This window comes from Staphylococcus aureus, from assembly GCF_001027105.1.
GTDB lineage: Bacteria > Bacillota > Bacilli > Staphylococcales > Staphylococcaceae > Staphylococcus > Staphylococcus aureus.
The window spans coordinates 280,561-304,104 of the sequence record NZ_CP011526.1 but is presented as its reverse complement, the minus strand read 5'-3'; the positions used below and the strand labels follow the sequence as shown (position 1 = coordinate 304,104).

Genomic DNA, 23,544 nt, shown 5'->3' with positions numbered 1-23,544 from the left:
CACGTACGTCGTGTTGCGCTCTGTAATGTTATACATACACTTATCCTTCATTATACCCGAACTTTTTATATTAAAAGCAAATTTATGGAAAATGCAATTAATTGTCTATTATTTTTGTACGGTACATTTAAAATTAAGGATCAATTTAAAAACGCCTACATATACCTTTAAGTACATGTAGACGTCCAATTCATATATTATTTAACTTCGCCTGTTTTAGGATCGAATTGCTTAATAGCATTTTTACGTAATTTATCTTTTGCTTTGTCACTTGCTTTATAGTTATTGTTGTAAATCGTAGCTTCCCAACTACCATACATTGGGTTAGGGAAAATGATATATTTCTTACCGAAATCGTCTTTATGTTTTTCAATTAATGCTTCACGAGATTCAGCTGTAGCTTCTTTTGGATCTGTAAAGTCTAATAAATTATCTCCAAATAGCATGACAAGTTTATGATCCTTTTGAACCATTTGTCTGCGTGATTCTTTACTCTTATCATCTTTACCTTTTAGTAAAATATGACTCTTCTTAGCTTGAGGGATACCTTGTTGTTTTAAGTTCTTTTGTGTTGCCTTTAAATCTTTTTCTTTATCTCTATCAGAAATATAGTAGATATCGACACCTTTTTTGTCAGCATATTTCAAGAATTCTTTTGCGCCATAGACAGGTTTAGCTTTAGCAGCTTGTACCCATTCATGCCAACCTTCTGGGAAAGGTTTATTATGTATTGATGCATAGCCTTGATATGGAGAATTATCTAAAACTGTTTCATCTAAATCCAAAGCAATAGCTAACTTATGTTTACCTTTATTCTTTTTAATCTCTTTATCTAACTGTGTCTTTGCACTGTTATAACCTTGTAAATATAATGCTTTTGCTTCAGCTGAATTTTGATACCAAGCCACTGCCATAATATTTTGATTACCAAGATTCGCCTTTTGTGATGCTGGTATAGAAGCTTGTTGCGTTTGTTGAACTTCAGCAGAACTTTTGGCAAACGCTGTAGAATTTGTCGTTTGTGGTGCTGAAACTGTAACCGCTACCGATAATGATGCTATTGCAATATACTTTGAAATTTTATTCATCTTATCACCTCATGATTAATATTTAAAATACAGTTAAAATTATAAATGCATTTATTTAATATTGCTATACTATGAAAAGATATTTAATATTATTTCTTGAAAAGCTAACAAATATGTGAACATTTCATATAAGCATGATTTAATGGGAGACCTATCACATGAGAGAGATTTGTGATTTATCACGTAATAAACTTAAATTCATTTGAGTGACTAGGCCTTCCTATCAGACATATTCACTCATCCACGTATCATTATGTGTACAGTGTGCTATCTCTTATTTACCTATTGGAACAACCATAAACTCATCCATAGTTTACCTTTTATAAATAGCAGTCCTCACTCATACAATTTCTCATAAAAATCACAACGCTCCAACGTATTTCCAACTTACTTTCACCTATTTTAATTCATAAAAACGACACTTTAATTGTCATTATCCAATAATAGCAAGACGTTATTATTGCAATCTTTTTTATAAAATAATAGAATCATAGTATTGTCATTTAAAGATAAAGTAAGAACGTTTTTATTTTTCAGATTTTTTAAATTATTATGAATATCTAGTTTTAGGAAGGAAATTACATTGAAAAAACAAGTTATTATTTCGGGCCTCATGTTATTTTCACTATTTTTTGGAGCCGGAAATTTAATATTCCCGCCCATGCTTGGCCATACAGCGGGTCAAAATATGTGGATTGGTATGCTAGGCTTTGCCCTTACAGGCATATTACTCCCCTTTATTACTGTTATTGTTGTTGCATTTTATGATGAAGGTGTTGAAAGTGTAGGCAATCGTATACATCCATGGTTCGGGTTTATTTTTGCTGTCGTGATTTACATGTCTATCGGAGCATTTTACGGTATTCCACGTGCTGCAAATGTCGCGTACGAAATTGGTACAAGACACATTTTACCTGTGCATAACCAATGGACTTTAATTATATTCGCAGCAATCTTTTTTGCCATCGTTTACTGGATTAGTTTAAATCCATCGAAAATCGTTGATAATTTAGGTAAATTATTAACACCGTTATTACTATTAATGGTCGCTCTATTAAGTATTGCTGTCATTTTCAACCCTGAATCTGCACTAAGTGCACCTAAGGATAAATATATAACACATCCTTTCATTTCAGGAAGTTTGGAAGGCTATTTTACAATGGATCTTGTTGCTGCGTTAGCTTTTTCCGTAGTCATTGTCAATGGCTATAAGTTTAAAGGCCTCACAGATCGCATGAAAATTTTAAAATATGTCTGCTTTTCAGGTCTTATTGCAGCCATATTACTTGGAATGATTTACTTTGCACTTGCATACGTTGGGGCATCAACAGCTCCAGGAAACTTTAAAGATGGTACAGATATATTGACGTACAACTCATTACGATTATTTGGTTCGTTCGGTAACCTCGTATTTGGAATGACGGTTATCCTTGCATGCCTAACAACATGTATAGGACTCGTCAATGCTTGCGCCACATTTACTAAGAAACACGTACCTAAGTTTTCTTATAAAATATTCGCACTTATTTTCTCTATCATAGGGTTCTTATTTACAACACTTGGTTTAGAAATGATTTTAAAAATTGCTGTCCCATTATTGACTTTAATATATCCCGTGTCGATTGCACTTGTACTCATATCATTTGCTAACATGTTTAGCACATTCAGATTCAGTTGGGCCTATCGACTCGCAACTGTTATTACATTGATTATTTCAATTTTACAAATACTAAATAGTTTCAACTTATTACACGGTGTTATTTTGAAATCGTTTATGATGTTACCTTTAGCAGATATCGATTTAGCTTGGCTTGTACCATTCATGCTCTTTGCTATTATCGGTTTCATAATCGATGTATTTATACGCCGTCCGAAACAAGCGACAACTTAATAAATGCTCACTGCCTAGTAATGATTGACCCATCGTTACTAGGCTTTTTTATATGAAATTCATGACTTTTCAGTGATACCGTCTGTCTATTGATTATTTTAAAATAAATGATTTGTTAAAAAATCCTAGCTGTTATTCAAAAATATTAGTTTTTAAAATTAATTTTGTGAAATTATTCACAAATAAGGCAATTCATAGTATACTCTGATTAACAAATGAAAAGTGAGGATGTCATTGTGAAGGAGAAACATATTAAATGGGATAAGATTTTTTATGGGGACGACTGGGTAAATAACGTAGTCGAAACGATAAGAACAAAAGATATATTACAAAGCGTTTATTTAAAACGTTATTTATTACGCGCGATGATGGCAGGATTTATTATCGGGATTATTACGGTCTTCGTATTATCAGTTAAAGCAACACACGAACCAGATTTACCGCCAGGCATTGTGAATATGGCCAGTGCCATTACATTCAGCTTTGCGTTAGTACTCATTTTATTTACAAACTCCGAACTACTAACCAGTAACTTCATGTACTTTACTGTAGGCCTGTATTATAAAGTAATTAAACCAACTAGAGTATTGAAAATATTTTTATTATGCTTTGCAGGAAATATTTTAGGTGCTGCTATTTTATTTAGTTTCATGCGTTTTTCAAATGTAATGACGCCAGATATGTTAAATCAGTTATCAGCAGTTATAGAGCATAAAACGTTGTCTACTGGTTTTGTAAGTATATTAATGAAAGCGATCTTCGCCAATTTCTTTATCAATATTTCATTAGTTATTGCCATGCAAATTGACGATGTACTCGCAAAAATGTTTGTCATGATGTTCGGTGTTACCATATTCGCCTTTATGGGTTATGAACACGTCGTTTACAACAGTTGCTTATTTATGGGTGGTTTAATTTATCAAGTTGATACATTGCACTTCATACCAGCTATTTCGAATATCGCTGCGGCTTTTATCGGTAACTATATTGGAGGCGGACTCATTATAGGTTTATTCTATGCTTACTTGAATGATCATCATCAATTTTATAAAAATAATTAACTATATTTGAACAATGCGTTAGTCGATGCCTTTAATATTTAGAAGTGCATTGTCTAACGTATTTTTTTAAAGTTCGTCAATGATTTTTATCCGATGCTATGAGCATTATCAAATACAAAATGCTCTCTTAAAAGCAGTTATTGACTGAAAATCTACTTCTAAGAGAGCACTTTATTTAATTACTTAAGAAATCTTGAAATTTCAATATACGATGTTTATGATAAGTCGCTTATTTCATCTTTAGGCTTGTTATTAGTAAGTAGTTTAATACCACTGATTAACCATAAAGCAAATGTAATTATGTTACCACTTATTACAGCTCCAATAATCAACAATATACCACTCATTTTTTTGTTTTTAGATGCTTTAAACATACCGATTGCACCTAAAATAATTGAAATGATTCCAAATATGAATAGGGATAAGAATAATACAGTGAAAATTGCTGCTGCTGTTTCTGCATCAACTGGGTCAACCTCACCATTAACTGTTGTTGACACATCTGTAGTCATTACACCTGATGCTGCTAAAACCATCAATAGTAAACTAAATACCGTTGCTAAACCCTGAACAACAATTCCTATTATTGTCATTATTTTGATCGATTTTTCCATTGTCTTACTCCTTTATTATTATTATTTACAAACTTGCGTTTGTGTTCTTATATATAAATGTTTAAATTTATATCGTGTTTATTTTAAAAATTATTGTCGCTAAAGCTCATTTACTTTTTGAAACTGGTTAAAAGTTTTAAAGAAAGCCTATGTTAATCTTTTTCCACTTCTACATTTTCATCTTCATAATCTGCTTTATGGTCTTTCATATACTTAATTGGGTCTATTTCTCTATTAATCTCTGCCTTACCATCTTTTATTTCATATGCGAAATAATACATTTTTTCACGATCTTTATATAATTGAATACCAATAACAATGACTTTACCATCTTTATAAACATGTGTATTACTGTCTTCTTGTTTAATGTCTGTTTTAATAGTGTTTTGTACTTTCGAGGCAATTTTATTCATTTGATTCTGTTCTTTGTACACTTTATCAATATCTTTTTGATACTTTTCACCTTTATTAGAACAACCTGCCAATATAATTGCTAACATTAAAAATACTACCAATATTCTTTTCATCATTTTTCTCCTTAGATGGCTGTCATTTTCCACACACTACAATACTGATAATATGCTTTATCATTGTGATGTTTGAACAATGTTTTGCCAATTGTTATCAACTTAAAATTCGTTTAAATGTTTGACGCAAGATTTTGATTAATTATGATATTAAAGTCTTCTTAATATAAACATCTATTTCAGTGTTAATTTACAACTATCTACTGAAAATTATGTCATCATAATAAATTATGAAATAACTATTTGATACCTTTACATTGCTATGTATCTCTAAAAATTGCCTCCTATATATTTATTTAATTCCCAAATATTTAACTATTTATAATTATAGTAAAAAACATTTTAATAGTATATACTTTTCTCATATTTTTTTGATATAAGTTTTAAAAAATAAGTCGATGTACATCAACTTTATAAAATACACTACAATAACCTTTTCAATTAATGACAATTTTAAATTTATATCGTGATTTGTTAATTAGTTGAACTCATTTATCCATGATGTATGGATACCGATAAGCTAATTGACTTTTTAAGTTGCAAATAATCTTATCTTTTACCTTCTTCTTTGAATCAAATGTAAAACGAGGGTGATTTTGCACAGTCTTTTATAACATGTCTGCTACTCTTGCTCTTTAACATACTTCTCTACTGCTCGAATTTCTTCCATTTCATATTCCATATCTGGTAAAATACCAAATTTTTTGTACATATAGTAGTTTTCCTTTCCTGATGGGCCAAAACCTAATTTAATCCAATCTATATAATCAAATGATACTTTTAAATTTCCCTTTCTTGTAAAGTCAAATTCACATGATGTCCACGGTTCTAAATCTTCTTTTTTAAAAGTTTCTCTTAACTCATCAAACATTCGATAAACTTTAAACCATGAATTCTTAAAAATATCTTTTGAGACATTGCAATCTTTAGGAATATCTGAATAATAATTCAAATCTTCACTTCCTGGTTTAGTATAATTAAAAACAACCTCTCCACCTTCATCATCTACGTAGGCAATTGTATATACTTTTTCCCATTCTACTGGTATCATTCCACTGATTTCATTTGCAATTTCATTGTACATTTGACTTAGCTTTTCTTCGAAAGTCATGTTATCGCCCCTATAGTTCAGCTTCATCTTGCTCTTTAATATATTGCTCGATTTCTTTAACTTCTTCCATTTCGTATTCCATTTCTGGTAAAACACCAAACTTTTTATACATATAATAGTTTTCACGGCCTAATTGATCAAACTCTGTATTTATCCAATCAATATAATCAAATGAAACTTTTAATTTACCTTCGCTTGTAAAGTCAAATTCACTTGATGTCCATGGTTCAAGCCCTTCTTCTTTAAAAGTTTCTCTTAACTTCTTAAACAATCTATATAAATCCGTCCACAAATCATAAAATACTTTTTCAGAGACATTATACTCTCTAGGGATATATGTGTAATAATTCAATTCATCGCTACCTGGTTTAGTATAATTAAAAATGACCTCTCCACCTTGATCAGTTACATAGGCAATTGTATATATATTTTCCCATTCAACTGGTATCATTCCACTGATTTCATTTGCAATTTCATTGTACATTTGACTTAGTTTTTCTTCGAAAGTCATATTATCGCCCCTATAGTTCAGCTTCATCTTGCTCTTTAACATAATCTTTTATTTTTTTTACCCAATTTATGGCATATTCTTTTTCAGGCCAAATTCCAAATTTTTTATACATGTAATAATGTTCTCTTCCCATTTGTCCAAACTCTGAATTCGCCCAATCAATATAATCAAATGAAACATTCAATTTGCCGTCTCTTGTAAAGTCAAATTCACATGATGTCCATGGTTCAAGTCCTTCTTCTTTAAATAAATTTCTTAAATTCTTAAACAAATCATATAAATCCATCCATAAATCATCAAATACTTGCACAGAAACATTATACTCCTTAGGTATATCGGTATAATAATTCAAATCTTCACTTCCTGGTTTAGTATAATTAAAGAATACTTCACCTCCTCCATCATCTATATAAGCCATTGTATATACTTTTTCCCACTCTACCGGTATCATACTGCTAATCTCATTCGCAATCTCATTATATAATTTGCTTATTTTCTCTTCGAAAGTCATGTTATCTCCCCTATATTTCAGCTTCATCTTGCTCTTTAATATATTGATCGATTTCTTTAATTTCTTCCATTTCATATTCCATTTCTGGTAAAACCCCAAATTTTTTATACATATAATAATTTTCACGGCCTAATTGATCAAACTCTGTATTTATCCAATCTATATAATCAAATGAAACTTTTAATTTACCTTCGCTTGTAAAGTCAAATTCACATGATGTCCATGGTTCAAGTCCTTCTTCTTTAAATAAATCTCTTAATTCCTCAAACAAATCATATAAATCCATCCATAAATCATCAAATACTTGCACAGAGATGTTATACTCCTTAGGTATATCGGTGTAATAATTCAAGTCATCACTACCTGGTTTAGTATAATTAAAGAATACTTCACCTCCTCCATCATCTATATAAGCCATTGTATATACTTTTTCCCACTCTACCGGTATCATACTGCTAATCTCATTCGCAATCTCATTATATAATTTGCTTATTTTCTCTTCGAAAGTCATGTTATCACCTCTATTGTTCAGCTTCTTCTTGCTCTTTAATATATTGTTCGATTTCTTTAACTTCTTCCATTTCATATTCCATTTCTGGTATAACCCCAAATTTTTTGTACATATAATAATTTTGACGGCCCAATTGATCAAACTCTGTATTTATCCAATCTATATAATCAAAAGATACATTCAATTTGCCATCTCTTGTAAAGTCAAATTCGCATGATGTCCATGGTTCAAGCCCTTCTTCTTTAAAAGTTTCTCTTAACTCATCAAACATTCGATAAACTTTAAACCATGAATTCTTAAAAATATCTTTTGAGACATTGCAATCTTTAGGTATGTCTGAATAATAATTTAATTCATCACTATCTGGTTTAGTATAATTAAAGATGACTTCTCCAGCTTGATCAGTTACATAAGCTATTGTAAATACTTGCTCCCATTCTACCGGTATCATCCCACTAATCTCATTCGCAATCTCGTTGTACATTTGACTTAGTTTTCCTTCGAAAGTCATATTATCTCCCCTATAGTTCAGCTTCATCTTGCTCTTTAACATAATCTTTTATTTTTTCAACCCAATTTATGGCATATTCTTTTTCAGGCCAAATTCCAAATTTTTTATACATATAATAATGTTCTCTTCCCATTGGTCCAAATTCTGAATTCACCCAATCAATATAATCAAAAGATACATTCAATTTGCCATCTCTTGTAAAGTCAAATTCGCATGATGTCCATGGTTCAAGCTCTTCTTCTTTAAAAGTTTCTCTTAACTCATCAAACATTCGATAAACTTTAAACCATGAATTCTTAAAAATATCTTTTGAGACATTGCAATCTTTAGGTATGTCTGAATAATAATTTAATTCATCACTACCTGGTTTAGTATAATTAAAAATGACTTCCCCAGCTTGATCAGTTACATAAGCTATTGTAAATACTTGCTCCCATTCTACTGGTATCATTCCACTGATCTCACTTGCAATTTTATTGTACATTTGACTTAGTTTCTCTTCGAAAGTCATGTTATCTCCCCCTATAGTTCAGCTTCATCTTGCTCTTTAACATATTGATCGATTTCTTTAACTTTATTAATTTCATATTCCGTTTCTGGTAAAACACCAAACTTTTTGTACATATAATAATTTTCTTTTGCTATTGGACCAAATTCTGAATTCATCCAATCAACATAATCAAATACAACATTCAATTTACCATCTCTTGTAAAGTCAAATTCACATGATGTCCATGGTTCTAAATCTTCTTCTTTAAATGCGTTTCTTAACTTCTTAAACAATCTATATAAATCCGTCCACAAATCATAAAATACTTTTTCAGAGACATTATACTCTCTAGGGATATATGTGTAATAATTCAATTCATCGCTACCTGGTTTAGTATAATTAAAAACGATCTCTCCACCTCTATCATTTACATAAGCTATCGTAAATACTTGGTCCCATTCTACTGGTATCATCCCACTAATCTCATTCGCAATCTTGTTGTATATTTCACTTAGTTTTTCTTCGAAAGTCATGTTATCGCCCCTATATTTTCAAAATAGATATTGGTTTCATTTCCGTTAAATAAAAAGCACTAAACAACACCTCTACGTCGCTTAATGCTTCTTCAAATTAATATTACTCATTTTAAACCTAAATACACTAATGGAACTAAAATAACTGCAACTATTGTTACGATAACTGGAATTCTAAATAATTTCGAGTCTTTGCAGTATTATATTATTTGTAAATAATAGCCCTAAAACTCCTACTCATTATTTTGTCTTTCTATTTATTTAACTATTTATAATTATAGTAAAAAAGATATTGATAGTATATACTTTTTTGCCATTTCGTAAATAAAATTTACCAACACCTATATGTAATACAATTATAATAATCTTGATAAAATTATATTCAGAATAAATAACCAACAATTGAAAAATAATAGATTTATTACAACAAAAGCAAACGTTCCTTTTCTAATTCTAATAATCAAATCCCATTAATATCAATCCACTCAAATTCTTTCACATCATTGAGTATAAAATAATATGGTGATATACGTTGAAGTTGATTTTCTTATTTAAGTATACTCCAACAGTATTTTATAAAATTATTTAGTCATCATCTTCAGTGTTTAATTCAAAAATATAGAATCTACTGTATTGCATAATAAATTGAAATGCCACAAATTGTGTACAAGCAATAATAATGATACTTACCATTATGACAAACTTGGATTCTACGACATTGGGCACCAATATATATTCGATAATTCTTTCAATATATATAAATGCGCTCAACGCGGTTAATAATAAACCGAAATGTGTTTTAGTTTTACCACCCCAACGTTTTGTTACTTTAGGTAATTTTAATAACGTGAACATTCCGCCAATTACTAATAACAAATAACTAATTATGATTGAAATCGTACCCATCAACCAATAATTGAATAGGTCATAATGATTTTGTACAGCAACAAAATAATAAAGGTTACATGTTGCAAATACTGCGGTGATAGTAGTTAGCACATTTATAATAACTAAAAATCGGGCATATATTTTCTTATATTTCTGTACGCTTTCCTTTTCGAAATCTATAAATCTAATCCATTGAAGTAAACTAATTATGATAATTATTAATTCTATAATTGTCGTTATCTTTAAATAATTTGGAAACCTTTCATAATCTAAACCAAAAAAGAAAGTTAGACATGAAAAAAGTATCATAAATAATGATGCTAAACTTAAGGCTTGTGCACCTGGCTTTCGAAGAATGTCTATATTTTCCTTAGTAGTCATATTTACCTATCTCCTATACATTGATTTTGTAATAGCATATTAAGTATTTAAAGTTATAAGTACTTAGATTCTTTTCGATTAAAAGTATAAAAGCCTAAAATTATCTTTATATTATTATTTGATGACAACTTTATGGTCTCTATTGTTTTTTACTTAAACGCTAAAAAGACTAAACAAAGCTTTATTGTTTAATCTTACATTAAGATTGTCTATTCTTCTTGCTCTTTAATATATTGCTCGATTTCTTTAACCTCCTCCATTTCATATTCCGTTTCTGGTAAAACACCAAATTTTTTGTACATATAATAATTTTCACGGCCTAATTGATCAAACTCTGTATTTATCCAATCAATATAATCAAATGAAACTTTTAATTTATCTTCTTTTGTAAAATCAAATTCGCATGATGTCCATGGTTCAAGACCTTCTTCTATAAATACTTCTCTTAGTTCCTCAAATTGATCATGCAACTCATATACTGAATCCATAAAGCTTGATTTCAATAAATTATACTTCTTTATCACACTTGTATAGTAAAATAATTCATCACTGCTTGGTTCAGTATAATTGTAAAACACTTCTCCACATTCTTCATCGATATATGCCATTGCATATACTTTTTCCCACTCTACCGGTATCATGCTAATAATCTTATTCGCAATCTCGCTATACATTTCACTTAATTTTTCTTCGAAAGTCATATTATCGCCCCTATAGTTCAGCTTCATCTTGCTCTTTAATATATTGCTCGATTTCTTTAACTTTATTAATTTCATATTCCGTTTCTGGTAAAATTCCAAATTTTCTATACTTATAGTAATTTTGTCGACCTACTTGACCAAATTCTGAATTTATCCAATCAATATAATCAAATGAAACTTTTAATTTACCTTCTCTTGTAAAATCAAATTCGCATGATGTCCATGGTTCTAGTCCTTCTTCTTTAAATAAATTTCTTAATTCCTCAAACAAATCATATAAATCCATCCATAAATCATCAAATACTTGCACAGAAATGTTATACTCCTTAGGTATATCGGTGTAATAATTCAATTCATCGCTGTTTAGTATAATTAAAGAATACTTCACCTCCTCCATCATCTATATAAGCCATTGTATATACCTTTTCCCATTCTACTGGTATCATGCTACTAATTTTATTCGCAATCTCGTTGTACATTTCATTTAGTTTTTCTTCGAAAATCATGTTATCGCCTCTATTGTTCAGCTTCTTCTTGCTCTTTAATATATTGCTCGATTTGTTTAACCTCTTCCATTTCATATTCCATTTCTGGTATAATTCCGAATTTTCTATAGTTATAGTAGTTTTCTTGGCCTAATTGATCAAATTCTGTATTCTTCCAATCAATATAATCAAATGAAACTTTTAATTTATCTTCTTTTGTAAAGTCAAATTCACATGATGTCCATGGTTCAAGACTTTCTTCTTTAAATATATTTCTTAATTTTTTAAATGATCTATAAAGTTCCATCCATAAATCATCAAAGATTTCTTCTAAAACATTATAATCTTCAACGATACTCGAATAATAATACAGCTCATCATTTCTGGGCTTGGTATAATAAAATATAACTTGCCCACCTCCATCGTCCACATATGCAATTACATATACCTTTTCCCACTCTACTGGTATCATTTCATTGATCTCATTTGCAATTTTATTGTACATTTCACTTAATTTTTCTTCGAAATTCATGTTATCGCCTCTATTGTTCAGCTTCTTCTTGCTCTTTAACATATTGCTCGATTTCTTTAACTTTATTAATTTCATATTCCGTTTCTGGTAAAATTCCAAATTTTCTATACTTATAGTAATTTTGTCGACCTACTTGACCAAATTCTGAATTTATCCAATCAATATAATCAAATGAAACTTTTAATTCACCTTCTCTTGTAAAGTCAAATTCGCATGATGTCCATGGTTCATGTCCTTCTTCTTTAAATAAATTCCTTAAATTTTGAAATTGTTTATACAACTCATACACTGAATCCATAAATTCCGATTCCGATATATCATATTTATTTAATACACTAGTATAGTAGTATAATTCATTACTTCCAGGTTCTGTGTAATAGTAGAACACTTCTCCTCCTCCGTCATCTATATATGCCATTGCATATACCTTTTCCCACTCTACCGGTATCATGCTGCTAATCTTATTCGCAATCTCGCTATACATTTCACTTAATTTTTCTTCGAAAGTCATGTTATCGCCCCTATGTGTTCGAAATATCTCTTGATTAAACTATTAATTTATTCTCTACACTTATTTCCGTTAAATAAAAAGCATTAAACAACACCCAAATGTCGCTTAATGCTTCTTCAAATTCGTTTTACTTATCTTAAACCTAAATATGCTAATAAATTTAAAACAAAAGCAATTATTGTTACGATAATTGCAATTTGCAATAACTTCGAACCTTTTTCAGCATCGTATTTTTTATAATTAATACTACAAACAATACTTCCAATACCAAATAGCGGTGTAACTACTGTTAATACAATAAATACCCATGTTGCAATTTTTAAGCCATTGCCTTGTTTTTGGTTTTCCATCTCATTAACTCCTACTCATTATTTTGTCTTTCAATTTATTTAACTATTTATAATTATAGTAAAAAAGATATTAATAGTATATACTTTTTTATCATTTCATAAATAAAAATTTACCCACACCTATATGTAATACAATTATAATAATCTTGATAAAATCATATTCAAAATAAATAACCAACAACTAAATAATATTGGCCTTATTACAACAAAAGCAAACGCTCCTTTTCTAACTCTAATAAACAAATCCCAAACTGCAAATATAATAATGATAAATAAGCTGAGTATGAAAAATGAGATACTTAAGTCACGTGTTTCTGCAGTGATTTGAGGTGTTGACTTTAATGTCATTAATACCGTTAGTACTATAGCTACTATCAAAGAAATAATCCCTTTATACTTAGCTATTTCAATATTTATACGTAAGCTTTCAACTGAATTGTATTCAGATTTATTAACTATTCCACTTGAACTATCTGTAATGTTCTTATATTTTAGTAATAGTGGTCTGTTCCAAAGATTTCTAATAGCCATCCATGCATAAAACAAACTCCCCATATACAAAATCACATTGAAATTTGTTAATTGATCATAGCTGTCGCCTATAAAGATATAAGTGATACCAATTATTACAAACACAATGGCATAGATGATTATAGGCAATACTACTATTTTTTCAGAATACATCACAGCAGTTAAATATATAATATAATACAGTCCGGCTACGACAATTAATAATAAGAACTCCATATTCACACCTCAATATTCCATAACTTTTACTTTAATATCAATCCACTTAAATCCATTCACATCATTGAGTATAAAATAATATGGTGATATACGTTGAAGTTGATTATCTTATATATAAGTATACTTCACAGAATTTATAAAATTGTTTAGTCATCATCTTCAGTGTTTAATTCAAAAATATAGAATCTACTGTATTGCATAATAAATTGAAATGCCACAAATTGTGCTCCAGCGATAACCAACATGCTCACAATAATTATAAACTTAGATTCTACGACATTAGGAACCAATATATATTCGATAATTTTTTCAATATATATAAATGAGCTCAACGCAGTTAATAATAAACCGAAATGTGTTTTAGTTTTACCACCCCAACGTTTTGTTACTTTAGGTAATTTTAATAACGTGAACATTCCGCCAATTACTAATAATAAATAGCTAATTATGATTGAAATCGAACCCATCAACCAATAATTAAATAAATCATAATGGTTTTGTACAGCTGCAAAATAATAAAGATTACACAGTGCAAATACTACAGTGATAGTAGTTAACACATTTATAACAACTAAAAATCGAGCATATATTTTTTTATATTTCTGTGCACTTTCTTTTTCGAAATCTATAAATCTAATCCATTGAAGTAAACTAATTACAATAATTATTAATTCTATAATTGTCGTTATCTTTAAATAATTTGGAAACCTTTCATAATCTAAACCAAAAAAGAAAGTCAAACATGAAAAAAGTATCAAAAACAATGATATTAAACTTAAGGCTTGTGCGCCTGGCTTTCGAAGAGTATCAATATTTTCTTTAGTAGTCATATCTATCTCCTATACATTATTTTTTAAATAGCATATTACGTATTTAAAGCTATAAACTTAGATTCTTTTCGATTAAAAGTTTAAAAACCTAAAATTATCTTTATATTATTATTTGATGAGCATCAACTTTACGGTATCTATTGCTTTTTACTTAAACGCTAAAAAGACTAAACAAAGCTTTATTGTTTAGTCTTACATTAAGATAGTTTATTCTTCTAGCTCTTTAATATATTGCTCGATTTCTTTAACTTTATTAATTTCATATTCCGTTTCTGGTAAAATTCCAAATTTTCTATACTTATAGTAATTTTGTCGACCTATTTGACCAAATTCTGAATTTATCCAATCAATATAATCAAATGAAACTTTTAATTCACCTTCTCTTGTAAAATCAAATTCGCATGATGTCCATGGTTCTAAATCTTCTTCTTTAAATAAATCTCTTAACTCCTCAAATAAATCATATAAATCCATCCATAAATCATCAAATACTTGCACAGAAATGTTATACTCCTTAGGTATATTGGTGTAATAATTCAAGTCATCACTACCTGGTTTAGTATAATTAAAGAATACTTCACCTCCTCCATCATCTATATAAGCCATTGTATATACTTTTTCCCACTCTACCGGTATCATACTGCTAATCTCATTCGCAATTTCATTGTATATTTTGCTAAGCTTCTCTTCAAATGTCATGTTGGCACCTCTACTTATTTAATATTCTTCTAATATTTCTTTCACCATTAATTTCATATTCAACTTTAAATATAGTCGGTCTTTGACTATTACCGCTATATTTTACTTCCATTTTAATATTTTTCACCTCTTTCCCAGAGTTTAAGAACTCTTGCCACTCTTTCTCAAGATTATACCAATGACCTTTCTCCTTAAATGGACGGTTGATAAATTTACTTTGTGCCACAAGGTTATCAATGTCTTTTGAACCACCAAACATTCTAGCGATTAAGTGACCTCCATCATCGTCTGGTAATCTATCCTCTCCCCCCACAGTTCTTTGTGCATGGCTATTACGATCCCCATCTTTTAGAGAGAGATTGTCTACATAAACTTCTTTTATGCGACCTTTATGATCGGTTCGATATATGTGACCAGTAGGTGTTGTGTATTCAATATTCGCCTTTAGTTTCTTAGGTCTAAGTCTTGCATAGTGTTCTCCGAATTCAACCTTGGTGTAGTTTGGTGATTCAACATACTTTGATGAATTCATTTCATGGCTACTTATACTATGTTTGCCTTCACTTCTCACCATACTATCTTTTGGACCATGTGTCACGTGATTTTGTGGTGTAACAGCACGCTTTATGTTTTGACCCATGTTTCTCAAAGTAGTTGTTTCAGCAAATTTTATACCACCCATTCCCGCTGGTGCAAGTTGTTGTTTAAATGGATGTGCTATTTCTTTATCAAGTCCATTATTCACTATTCGTTTGACATTTTGTGCTTGTTGTCCAATCCAATTTCTACTTTGTTGAACAGTATGAGTTGCTTGACCACGCATGTTACTCAGCATTTGTCCAACATGAGTATTTTGAGCAAAGTTACGAGATTGATTCAACACACTGTTTTTCATCATTCCCATTTTAGGTGAAATACGACTAACTGCTTGTTGCATTGTCTTTTGCAATCCTGTTTTAACTGCAAATTTTTCTCCGCCTTTGAAGCCTAATTTCATTAAACTTTTCCCAGCACCTTTGAGGAAGCCCATACCTGGCAATGGAATAAGCGAAAGTCCTTCCATGATTCGTTCTTCTTTAGATAGCTTTCTTCCAGTTACAATATTTTTTCCTGTGGCTGCATTTGCTGCTGAATAAGCGGAATAAGCACCAATAGCTACTGCTCCAGCAACAGGATTAATACAAGATAAAACTACCATACCAGCTAGTGCTGCAATCTCTATAGCTTCTTCTTTTTTCTTTTGCTCCTCTAGCTCTTCCGCTTCAGCTACTGTCATGTAATCACAAGAAGCGCCCTGAGTCATCATTTTTTCAAAATCACTTTTAGATAATTTCTTATCTTCTTTTTTCATTTCTTTGTAATGCTGATCAATTACTTTTACAAATTCTTGATCCGATTTTAATATTTCATCGATGCTATAAACATCGCTGTCACTTTTCTTGGCATCTCCCTTTGCAATTTTCCCAGAAGCCCCATAGGTATCTCTACCATGTCCACCACCATTTTTAATTAGTATATTTTCCAATTTAACATTCGTTATACCTTTGAATGCTTTATCTATATCTTCTATAAATGGCGTGTCAATAATTTCTTTCATTTTCGAATCTAATTGAGATGCATAATCATATAACTCATTTTGATAATACCCCATTAATTTAGATCCTTGTGGACCTACTACACTACTTGTTAATGATATTGCGCCATCTTCGTCTAAAGAACTGACATCGCTTACCGCATCATCCATTGTTGTATCTACATCTAAGAAGTCTTGACCCTCTATTGCATCTATTACACTTTGGATAGATGACTTTTCATTGTCATAATCAGCTGTTAGATATTCAATATCTTTTGTCATGTCATGCACCTATCCCTCAATATTATAGTAAAGCTTGGCAAATTCCGTACCCCAATGTTCATCTGCTTCAAAGAACTTTTGTGCTGAATTCATGACGCCACCACCGAGTGTACTCAATGGACCTTTGAGACCACTAATGACTGTTGCAGCACTACTATAGCCATTTTCCATAGAATGTGCAGCTTTTTCACTACTGTAGTAATTTAATTGCGCTATTTTTCCAAAGTTTTGAGCTATTTCATCATACTTTTGACTTATGCTTTCCAATTCTTTTACAACATGTGCAATCGTTTCAGCTTTAACACTAATTTTTCCACTCAACGTCATTACTCCTCTGCTTTATTAATATGATTTTCATCAGTATCGAATCCAAATAATTCTCGTATAAATGTATTAATGACACCAATATGAACATTCAGCACTTTATCTTTTAATGGGTATCGAATGAATAACAAATCATTTTGTTCATAAATGTTATATAAACTTTGTTGAGGGTCACCTTGATGATTGTATATTTCAATTTCTAAAACACGCCCAATCGTATCGATACTTTCATTATTTAAGTTCTCCAATGTTTCATCGTCAATTTGTTTAAAGTCCCAATCATTGGACTTTTCTTGTCTCATCAATAAAGGATATGATTGTACAATCGACCACCATGCAATGTCTTTATTGATAATTCGTATTTGAAACCCATTATTTTTAAACCGGCTTAACAAAATATATTCATCTTTTTCATAGCTAAATGGTGCAAAATACATATCATTAATTCGAATATTTACAATGGCGCTAATATACTCTCTGACTAATGTAGCCACTTTAAAACCTGCATCAGTTAACTTGTCATTCTCTGTTACTAATTCCTTTTCAATTAAAGCAGCTTTAGCTTCTTCAAAATTTGATGGATCAAACAATTCAAAATTTACGAGAGGCAATTTACTACCACCTAAAATTGTTAATTCTTCGTAAGAAAAATAATCTATTCGCTTAACATCTTTCATCATGGGTTCACCCTATCAAGCCCTTGCTTAATTGATAATGTATCGTATTTCGCTAGATTTTGACTTAAGTTATCAATTGCTTTTTGATGGTCAGCCATCGGTTGTACTAATTCTTCTTGAAACTTTGCCATAATGAGTAACACATCTTTCACCTTATTGGCGAACTGTCCTTCCCAATCACTACCTTCGATATACTCAGCGAGCTGTTGCGTTTGCTTTTGACATGCTTCAATATCTTTAGCTGTTTTTGCCGCTAATTGTTTCGCTTGATCAACCTTGCCACCATCTGCTTTAATACCTTTATATCCACCCATATCTTCACCTCAATATTAATTCATTGCTTTATTAAAATATTCACTTGCCTTTTCGCCAGCAATTTCCTTAGCTTTTTGGAGGGATTCTTTATTTTTATCGATATCTTCACCCAACATTTCAAGCTTTTGTTTCATCAAATTTCTTTTTTCAATATATAACGTATTGGGCGCCTTTCCCTTAACAGTTACACTGTCCTTATTAGCACTAGATTTTGCAGTTTGTACGTCCTTTGCTGTGCTTTCAATATCATCTAGTGCAAAACTCAAATTAAATTCTAATCGCTTATATTGTTCAGCTTTTCTTAAATATCCAGAACGAACTTCAATTTCATGCGCAATCTCTTCAGCATGCTTTTTAATATCTTTAAATTTCGACTTAACCATTGTTTCAATATCATTAAAATTCATAACATACCTCCCTCCTATTTAATTCATTGCTATTTAAACCATCTAATCTTTTGATAAGCTTGGTTTGCGACCATATATGCTTCATTTTCTTTAATAACAGGTTCTCGTTGAATAAATCTAAATTTAAAGAATTGTTGGTCTGAAATACGAATACCTATACTAAATTGGTTAATCATTTTACGTGCAACATCAATCTGTTTATCATAAGCATCTATTAATTCTTTATGAATGCCGACAAATAAAATGTTCAAGCCAAGTTCTGGTCCTTTTGTAATAAGCTTTTTAACATCATCTTCCGGAATATACGTGCAATCAATAAATGTTTTAAAATCATTGATAATATAAAGTGAATCTTTTTCAAATGGGCCGTCCATTTCTCTTTGCTTTAAGTCTTCAATCATTAGTTGATGAATCGCTTTAATGTCTTCTCTTTCTTCGGCAAAGTTAGCCACTTGATGCCTATAAGCTTTAAACTCTCCACTTGAGTCTGCGATACAAATCGCATATTTTTCATTTAATATGTCAATTTCTTTCATCATAATTTCAGCAATATGCGCAATTTCTCTCGGATTTTCTGATGAAATCATTGCTGGTTCAGTTAATTTAATTTTTTGTAGTGTAACACCTTCATAATCTAATCCAATTGGTAAAGCACCATTTGCAACTATATCTGGTAAGTTTAATGATTCTCTGTAATCTTCATATTTAATTTCATCTGGCATCATAGGAATATCATTTGGTGTTTCACCTTTATAAAATTCTGTCATCGCCGATACTTCATCATTAATTTGATCATTATATGATTTGGTCTCATCATGTTTAAATGGTTGGCCAATATGGAATGATACGTTGTCATCACTACTTAACAATGCTCGACCCACAACATCTTTAACCGCAAATTTTTGCTGTCCTACTACGTTCGACACCTCTGATTTATCATATAAAAACATTGCGATACGCGTTTTCATATTAATGTACATTGGTGTTTTCATAGCGTTAGCTCTTGAAGCAGTTAAGGTTACTTGCATGTCTAATGCTAGCCCTTCACGCGTCATTTTAATCATCATATTTTCAAAAACTTCTTGGAAAGGTGAATCTTTTACTGCGTCAAAGTTATCAATAAGAATAAAGACATGCGGAATTGTTTCACCAGTTAATTTTCGATATTCAGAAATACTAGTGACACGATACTGACTTAAAATCTTCTTACGACGATCAATTTCATCATTAAATATACGTATCGCCTTAGCAATCTTGTCTTCTTGATCTACTGTAAAGTAATCAGCGACATGTGGTATGTCTGTAACTGGCATCAAACCATTGGTACCGAAATCGAACAAGTACATGTGTGCTTGATCAGGACGATGGTGTCTTGCAACATCGAAAATAATGTTGTGTAAGAACGTTGTTCTACCATATCCTGGACTTCCGATTAACGCGATGTGCCCAGCTTTTTTCAATTGCAATACCATCGGTCCTTGATATTGTTCTTCTGGTACGTCTTTAAGTCCTAATGTTAATTCCACTTCTTTTGCATCATCTGACCATAATTTTCTGAAATCTGTTTCTACTAAATCTTCTTGATATACATTTTCTGGCAATGGTGGTAGCCATGGACGCTTAACTTCTTCGATTTCTAATCGTGTTGTAATAGATTCGATATGATCTATGACCGCTTCTAACTCAGTTTGATTTTCTTTCGTTTCTTCATCTTCAAGTCCACTCAAGTCTTTGTTGATTGCTTGAAGTTGACCATAGTCATTAATCATGTAAATCGTCTTATCTTCAACTTCTAATTTATCGCCTTCGATGTCATATGTTGCACCACTCCATGCAGATTGGAATAATTCATAAATTTCATTATTACCAACTTGTAAATACGCACGACCTGGTAATGTAATGTCTGCTGCATCTGGTGTTTTTAAAATTTCATTACTGTCTTGTCTATCTTGTACTTTTAATGCCAACTTAAATTTAGAGTTAGACCAAATTTGGTCATCAACAACACCCGATGGTTTTTGTGTCGCAAGTATTAAATGAATACCTAACGAACGTCCAATACGTGCCGTTGATACAAGTTCTTTCATAAAATCAGGTTGTTCTGATTTTAATTCGGCAAACTCATCGGAAATAATGAATAAATGTGGCATTGGTTCTGTCGCAATACCTTCTTTAAATAACTTATGGTATTGATTAATATGGTTAACATCATGCTCTCCGAATAAACGTTGACGTTTTCTCAATTCGGCTTTGATTGATGTTAAGGCACGCATCGCTTCATCGCCATCTAAGTTTGTAATCGTACCAACTAAATGGACTAAATCTTTAAATAAGTTCGCCATACCCCCACCTTTATAGTCAATCAATAGGAATGCAACTTCATGAGGGTGAAAATTAATAGCTAAAGATAAAATGTATGATTGGATAATCTCAGATTTCCCTGAACCAGTGGTACCAGCAACTAAACCATGTGGCCCGTGTGCTTTTTCATGTAAGTTCAATGATAAAATATCATCTTTACCTCTTACACCTAAAGGTACTGCCATCGTTTTGTATGTTTCGTTTTGTCTCCATCGATTAACCACATCAAGCTGATCTACTTCTTTCACGTTATACATCTCTAAAAATGTAATACTATCAGGAATTGCATTTTTCAAATGTTCGACGTGTATCAAATTCGCCAAACGTCGCGCGATATATTCTTTATCGACGTTATCAATATTTTCAGGTGTAAATTTCAATTGAACTAATTCTTTTTCTTTCGTAATCAGTTCGCCTTCAGTACGAGACTTGATATCAATAATGGTATCTACATGCTCTGGCAAACTTTCAATCACATCTTCAACAAAGATTAATGAAATACCATATTCTGATAAATCTTGGTTTACATATTCTAAAATGACATGATCAATAATTAATGACATATCTGTAATGACAAACACTAATTGCGGTGTGAAAATAATTTGCTCATTACTTCTGCTGCGTTCACGCACAGCTTGGATACGTTCTTTAATCATGCTATAAATTGACGTTAAAATTTGGTCACGCGTTCGTTGATTGTAAACAAATCCTCTAATGTTTTGCCCTCTCAATGTCATATGTGGCAACCAACGTGCCCATTTCAATGTTTCAACTTCATCTTCACGTGTCACAAATAGAAACTCTAAATCATGATAACTATGGAATGTTGACAATTGAATTAGCATTTTCTCCAATTCTTCTAAAATGAGATGTCGTGCACCAATATATGCAATTGGCCCATGATTTAAATCATTGATTAATGGTGCTTGTTCTACATCTGTGTAAAATTCATACAATTCTTTAGCATCGTCGAATAGTTCATCACGACGTTGGTTAAATTCTTCTTCTTGGTAATCTAATTTGAATGACTTTTCTACATTCGCAATACCTAACTTATAATGTAAGAAATCGTGATGATGCGATGTTTTTTCATATATTCTTGGTGCTTTCGTTTCAACGATATCTTTAATTTCAGCAACCGTTGGATAATGGTAATTCAAACTAAAACGTTGTGCTTTAATCGCTTTATTAATTTCTTTAGATTTATTATCCAAATAAGCTTTGTAATCTTTCTCTCGTTTTTCAACATCTTTGTTATACTTTTTCTTTTCAGAGAAATACGTTGTAATACCAAATACTATCGTTACTGTACTCATACCAATCATCATTAAAATATAAATACCAATTGGTCTCACTAAAAAGATGACAACAGTTAAAGCAATCATTACTAATGGCGGTATAATGGAACGCCATATCACTGTATTGTTCTTCTGTATTGGCTGTGGCGGTCTTTCAATCTTAATATCATCCGTCGGTTCACGGTGAATAATCCTTGGCGAACGATGGTACGTATTGTAATCATCTGCCTGTGCATGTGGCATCTCTTGTGTTAAGCGAATTAATGACGATGCCACTGTATTCTGACTCAATACATTTAAACCATCAGCTTGTACTTCGAGCCATATCCCTTCAACATAAATATGATCACCAATGTAAGCTTTGTTCGTTAGTTGCTCTTGTAGTTCATAGTTAATATACACATCTGTATTTTTATCGTGCACAATGCGTACGTATTGTGATTCTTGTATTGATTGAAAATCTTTAATAATGATGGCATTCATCAAGCTTTGAATAACCATATCATCATACGCATTTGGTCCAATTGTCATCGTATCTTGAATTGAAGGATACGCAAATGATGCATAATCAGCTTCTGTATAAAGCTGTAATGTAATGTCATCAAGGTCACCTTTTCTAACAAGCACCTTATTAATAGAAGTATGATTCGCTTGCCAAGTACCTTGATTATTTTGTTCTAAATGAATGACTTCGCCTAACGATTTCAACGTAATATCTGCACGCTCGTCTTCGCTAATAGTATATGTCTTACCATCTCGCAAATTGAGCATCTTCAATTGTTTGTTATATTTTATAATCAATTTATGCATTGTCTTTGCCTCAG

General features: G+C 31.1%; 26 protein-coding genes and 2 pseudogenes. 2 read left to right on the top strand and 26 right to left on the bottom strand.

Going from position 1 to position 23,544, the window contains the following annotated elements:
• Positions 1–197: 197 nt before the first annotated feature.
• Positions 198–1,088: a 5'-nucleotidase, lipoprotein e(P4) family gene (locus tag AA076_RS01370; protein ID WP_001033876.1), complete on the bottom strand. Its 891-nt coding sequence runs from the start codon at positions 1,086–1,088 to the stop codon at positions 198–200.
• Positions 1,089–1,671: 583 nt separating this feature from the next.
• Between AA076_RS01370 and brnQ2 the strand changes: the two genes are divergently transcribed.
• Positions 1,672–2,979, top strand: a complete 1,308-nt coding sequence (brnQ2, locus tag AA076_RS01365) for a branched-chain amino acid transport system II carrier protein BrnQ2 (protein WP_000745099.1) — start codon at positions 1,672–1,674, stop codon at positions 2,977–2,979.
• Between the two features lie 236 nt (positions 2,980–3,215).
• Positions 3,216–4,040 (top strand): formate/nitrite transporter family protein, encoded by an 825-nt coding sequence (locus AA076_RS01360; RefSeq protein ID WP_000659770.1) that lies wholly within the window; start codon positions 3,216–3,218, stop codon positions 4,038–4,040.
• Positions 4,041–4,255: 215 nt separating this feature from the next.
• Here AA076_RS01360 and AA076_RS01355 read toward each other — a convergent pair whose 3' ends face one another.
• The 25 genes and pseudogenes from AA076_RS01355 to essC all read right to left on the bottom strand — a co-directional run bounded on the left by AA076_RS01355 (position 4,256) and on the right by essC (position 23,530).
• Entirely contained in the window at positions 4,256–4,654 is a 399-nt protein-coding gene (locus AA076_RS01355) for a DUF4064 domain-containing protein (protein WP_000415675.1), read from the bottom strand.
• A 152-nt stretch (positions 4,655–4,806) separates the two neighbouring features.
• Positions 4,807–5,181, bottom strand: coding sequence for a DUF4467 domain-containing protein (locus AA076_RS01350; protein ID WP_000822161.1), 375 nt, complete (start codon positions 5,179–5,181; stop codon positions 4,807–4,809).
• Positions 5,182–5,803: 622 nt separating this feature from the next.
• A complete protein-coding gene (locus AA076_RS01345) occupies positions 5,804–6,292 on the bottom strand; it encodes an antitoxin YezG family protein (RefSeq protein WP_000142094.1) in 489 nt (162 codons plus the stop codon).
• 10 nt (positions 6,293–6,302) lie between these two features.
• Positions 6,303–6,803 (bottom strand): TIGR01741 family protein, encoded by a 501-nt coding sequence (locus AA076_RS01340; RefSeq protein WP_000142102.1) that lies wholly within the window; start codon positions 6,801–6,803, stop codon positions 6,303–6,305.
• A 10-nt stretch (positions 6,804–6,813) separates the two neighbouring features.
• Entirely contained in the window at positions 6,814–7,314 is a 501-nt protein-coding gene (locus AA076_RS01335) for a TIGR01741 family protein (protein ID WP_000141947.1), read from the bottom strand.
• A gap of 10 nt (positions 7,315–7,324) precedes the next feature.
• Complete coding sequence (locus AA076_RS01330) at positions 7,325–7,825, bottom strand: TIGR01741 family protein (protein WP_000141942.1); 501 nt, start codon at positions 7,823–7,825, stop codon at positions 7,325–7,327.
• Between the two features lie 10 nt (positions 7,826–7,835).
• Positions 7,836–8,336 (bottom strand): antitoxin YezG family protein, encoded by a 501-nt coding sequence (locus AA076_RS01325; protein ID WP_000142176.1) that lies wholly within the window; start codon positions 8,334–8,336, stop codon positions 7,836–7,838.
• Between the two features lie 10 nt (positions 8,337–8,346).
• Complete coding sequence (locus AA076_RS01320; protein ID WP_000142145.1) at positions 8,347–8,847, bottom strand: TIGR01741 family protein; 501 nt, start codon at positions 8,845–8,847, stop codon at positions 8,347–8,349.
• An 11-nt stretch (positions 8,848–8,858) separates the two neighbouring features.
• Complete coding sequence (locus tag AA076_RS01315) at positions 8,859–9,359, bottom strand: TIGR01741 family protein (protein ID WP_000141982.1); 501 nt, start codon at positions 9,357–9,359, stop codon at positions 8,859–8,861.
• A gap of 356 nt (positions 9,360–9,715) precedes the next feature.
• Positions 9,716–9,829, bottom strand: a pseudogene (locus AA076_RS15880) (DUF5080 family protein); the annotation flags it as partial.
• Between the two features lie 115 nt (positions 9,830–9,944).
• On the bottom strand, positions 9,945–10,628 hold the full coding sequence (locus AA076_RS01310) for a DUF5079 family protein (RefSeq protein ID WP_001836349.1): 684 nt from the start codon (positions 10,626–10,628) through the stop codon (positions 9,945–9,947).
• 209 nt (positions 10,629–10,837) lie between these two features.
• On the bottom strand, positions 10,838–11,329 hold the full coding sequence (locus AA076_RS01305) for a TIGR01741 family protein (protein WP_000142033.1): 492 nt from the start codon (positions 11,327–11,329) through the stop codon (positions 10,838–10,840).
• Between the two features lie 10 nt (positions 11,330–11,339).
• Positions 11,340–11,835 (bottom strand): annotated as a pseudogene (locus AA076_RS01300) (TIGR01741 family protein).
• A gap of 10 nt (positions 11,836–11,845) precedes the next feature.
• Complete coding sequence (locus AA076_RS01295) at positions 11,846–12,346, bottom strand: TIGR01741 family protein (protein WP_001008475.1); 501 nt, start codon at positions 12,344–12,346, stop codon at positions 11,846–11,848.
• A 10-nt stretch (positions 12,347–12,356) separates the two neighbouring features.
• Positions 12,357–12,857 (bottom strand): TIGR01741 family protein, encoded by a 501-nt coding sequence (locus AA076_RS01290; protein WP_000142036.1) that lies wholly within the window; start codon positions 12,855–12,857, stop codon positions 12,357–12,359.
• 131 nt (positions 12,858–12,988) lie between these two features.
• Positions 12,989–13,207 (bottom strand): hypothetical protein, encoded by a 219-nt coding sequence (locus AA076_RS01285; RefSeq protein ID WP_000431307.1) that lies wholly within the window; start codon positions 13,205–13,207, stop codon positions 12,989–12,991.
• 135 nt (positions 13,208–13,342) lie between these two features.
• Complete coding sequence (locus tag AA076_RS01280; protein WP_000394915.1) at positions 13,343–13,954, bottom strand: DUF5080 family protein; 612 nt, start codon at positions 13,952–13,954, stop codon at positions 13,343–13,345.
• Between the two features lie 146 nt (positions 13,955–14,100).
• Positions 14,101–14,784 (bottom strand): DUF5079 family protein, encoded by a 684-nt coding sequence (locus AA076_RS01275; RefSeq protein ID WP_000208414.1) that lies wholly within the window; start codon positions 14,782–14,784, stop codon positions 14,101–14,103.
• Positions 14,785–14,991: 207 nt separating this feature from the next.
• Complete coding sequence (locus tag AA076_RS01270; RefSeq protein WP_000142049.1) at positions 14,992–15,483, bottom strand: TIGR01741 family protein; 492 nt, start codon at positions 15,481–15,483, stop codon at positions 14,992–14,994.
• Between the two features lie 10 nt (positions 15,484–15,493).
• Positions 15,494–17,338, bottom strand: a complete 1,845-nt coding sequence (locus tag AA076_RS01265) for a DNA/RNA non-specific endonuclease (protein ID WP_000159025.1) — start codon at positions 17,336–17,338, stop codon at positions 15,494–15,496.
• Between the two features lie 9 nt (positions 17,339–17,347).
• Positions 17,348–17,665 (bottom strand): type VII secretion system extracellular protein EsxD, encoded by a 318-nt coding sequence (gene esxD / locus AA076_RS01260; protein ID WP_000175722.1) that lies wholly within the window; start codon positions 17,663–17,665, stop codon positions 17,348–17,350.
• A complete protein-coding gene (locus AA076_RS01255) occupies positions 17,665–18,339 on the bottom strand; it encodes a DUF5081 family protein (RefSeq protein WP_000655875.1) in 675 nt (224 codons plus the stop codon). Before AA076_RS01255 ends, esxD begins: the two co-directional genes overlap by 1 nt.
• Positions 18,339–18,653, bottom strand: coding sequence for a WXG100 family type VII secretion effector EsxB (gene esxB / locus AA076_RS01250; RefSeq protein WP_000509668.1), 315 nt, complete (start codon positions 18,651–18,653; stop codon positions 18,339–18,341). The genes AA076_RS01255 and esxB overlap by 1 nt, the downstream gene beginning before the upstream one ends.
• 15 nt (positions 18,654–18,668) lie before the next feature.
• On the bottom strand, positions 18,669–19,061 hold the full coding sequence (gene esaC, locus AA076_RS01245) for a type VII secretion substrate EsaC (protein ID WP_001010289.1): 393 nt from the start codon (positions 19,059–19,061) through the stop codon (positions 18,669–18,671).
• 29 nt (positions 19,062–19,090) lie between these two features.
• Positions 19,091–23,530 (bottom strand): type VII secretion protein EssC, encoded by a 4,440-nt coding sequence (essC, locus tag AA076_RS01240; RefSeq protein WP_000549278.1) that lies wholly within the window; start codon positions 23,528–23,530, stop codon positions 19,091–19,093.
• Positions 23,531–23,544 lie beyond the last annotated feature (14 nt).

What these genes read in the sequence shown, in the direction of transcription:
- AA076_RS01370 (WP_001033876.1), bottom strand. Translation starts at nt 1,088, where the DNA reads ATGAATAAAATTTCAAAGTATATTGCAATAGCATCATTATCGGTAGCG.
- AA076_RS01355 (WP_000415675.1), bottom strand. Translation starts at nt 4,654, where the DNA reads ATGGAAAAATCGATCAAAATAATGACAATAATAGGAATTGTTGTTCAG.
- AA076_RS01350 (WP_000822161.1), bottom strand. Translation starts at nt 5,181, where the DNA reads ATGAAAAGAATATTGGTAGTATTTTTAATGTTAGCAATTATATTGGCA.
- AA076_RS01345 (WP_000142094.1), bottom strand. Translation starts at nt 6,292, where the DNA reads ATGACTTTCGAAGAAAAGCTAAGTCAAATGTACAATGAAATTGCAAAT.
- AA076_RS01340 (WP_000142102.1), bottom strand. Translation starts at nt 6,803, where the DNA reads ATGACTTTCGAAGAAAAACTAAGTCAAATGTACAATGAAATTGCAAAT.
- AA076_RS01335 (WP_000141947.1), bottom strand. Translation starts at nt 7,314, where the DNA reads ATGACTTTCGAAGAGAAAATAAGCAAATTATATAATGAGATTGCGAAT.
- AA076_RS01330 (WP_000141942.1), bottom strand. Translation starts at nt 7,825, where the DNA reads ATGACTTTCGAAGAGAAAATAAGCAAATTATATAATGAGATTGCGAAT.
- AA076_RS01325 (WP_000142176.1), bottom strand. Translation starts at nt 8,336, where the DNA reads ATGACTTTCGAAGGAAAACTAAGTCAAATGTACAACGAGATTGCGAAT.
- AA076_RS01320 (WP_000142145.1), bottom strand. Translation starts at nt 8,847, where the DNA reads ATGACTTTCGAAGAGAAACTAAGTCAAATGTACAATAAAATTGCAAGT.
- AA076_RS01315 (WP_000141982.1), bottom strand. Translation starts at nt 9,359, where the DNA reads ATGACTTTCGAAGAAAAACTAAGTGAAATATACAACAAGATTGCGAAT.
- AA076_RS01310 (WP_001836349.1), bottom strand. Translation starts at nt 10,628, where the DNA reads ATGACTACTAAGGAAAATATAGACATTCTTCGAAAGCCAGGTGCACAA.
- AA076_RS01305 (WP_000142033.1), bottom strand. Translation starts at nt 11,329, where the DNA reads ATGACTTTCGAAGAAAAATTAAGTGAAATGTATAGCGAGATTGCGAAT.
- AA076_RS01295 (WP_001008475.1), bottom strand. Translation starts at nt 12,346, where the DNA reads ATGAATTTCGAAGAAAAATTAAGTGAAATGTACAATAAAATTGCAAAT.
- AA076_RS01290 (WP_000142036.1), bottom strand. Translation starts at nt 12,857, where the DNA reads ATGACTTTCGAAGAAAAATTAAGTGAAATGTATAGCGAGATTGCGAAT.
- AA076_RS01285 (WP_000431307.1), bottom strand. Translation starts at nt 13,207, where the DNA reads ATGGAAAACCAAAAACAAGGCAATGGCTTAAAAATTGCAACATGGGTA.
- AA076_RS01280 (WP_000394915.1), bottom strand. Translation starts at nt 13,954, where the DNA reads ATGGAGTTCTTATTATTAATTGTCGTAGCCGGACTGTATTATATTATA.
- AA076_RS01275 (WP_000208414.1), bottom strand. Translation starts at nt 14,784, where the DNA reads ATGACTACTAAAGAAAATATTGATACTCTTCGAAAGCCAGGCGCACAA.
- AA076_RS01270 (WP_000142049.1), bottom strand. Translation starts at nt 15,483, where the DNA reads ATGACATTTGAAGAGAAGCTTAGCAAAATATACAATGAAATTGCGAAT.
- AA076_RS01265 (WP_000159025.1), bottom strand. Translation starts at nt 17,338, where the DNA reads ATGACAAAAGATATTGAATATCTAACAGCTGATTATGACAATGAAAAG.
- esxD (WP_000175722.1), bottom strand. Translation starts at nt 17,665, where the DNA reads ATGACGTTGAGTGGAAAAATTAGTGTTAAAGCTGAAACGATTGCACAT.
- AA076_RS01255 (WP_000655875.1), bottom strand. Translation starts at nt 18,339, where the DNA reads ATGAAAGATGTTAAGCGAATAGATTATTTTTCTTACGAAGAATTAACA.
- esxB (WP_000509668.1), bottom strand. Translation starts at nt 18,653, where the DNA reads ATGGGTGGATATAAAGGTATTAAAGCAGATGGTGGCAAGGTTGATCAA.
- esaC (WP_001010289.1), bottom strand. Translation starts at nt 19,061, where the DNA reads ATGAATTTTAATGATATTGAAACAATGGTTAAGTCGAAATTTAAAGAT.
- essC (WP_000549278.1), bottom strand. Translation starts at nt 23,530, where the DNA reads ATGCATAAATTGATTATAAAATATAACAAACAATTGAAGATGCTCAAT.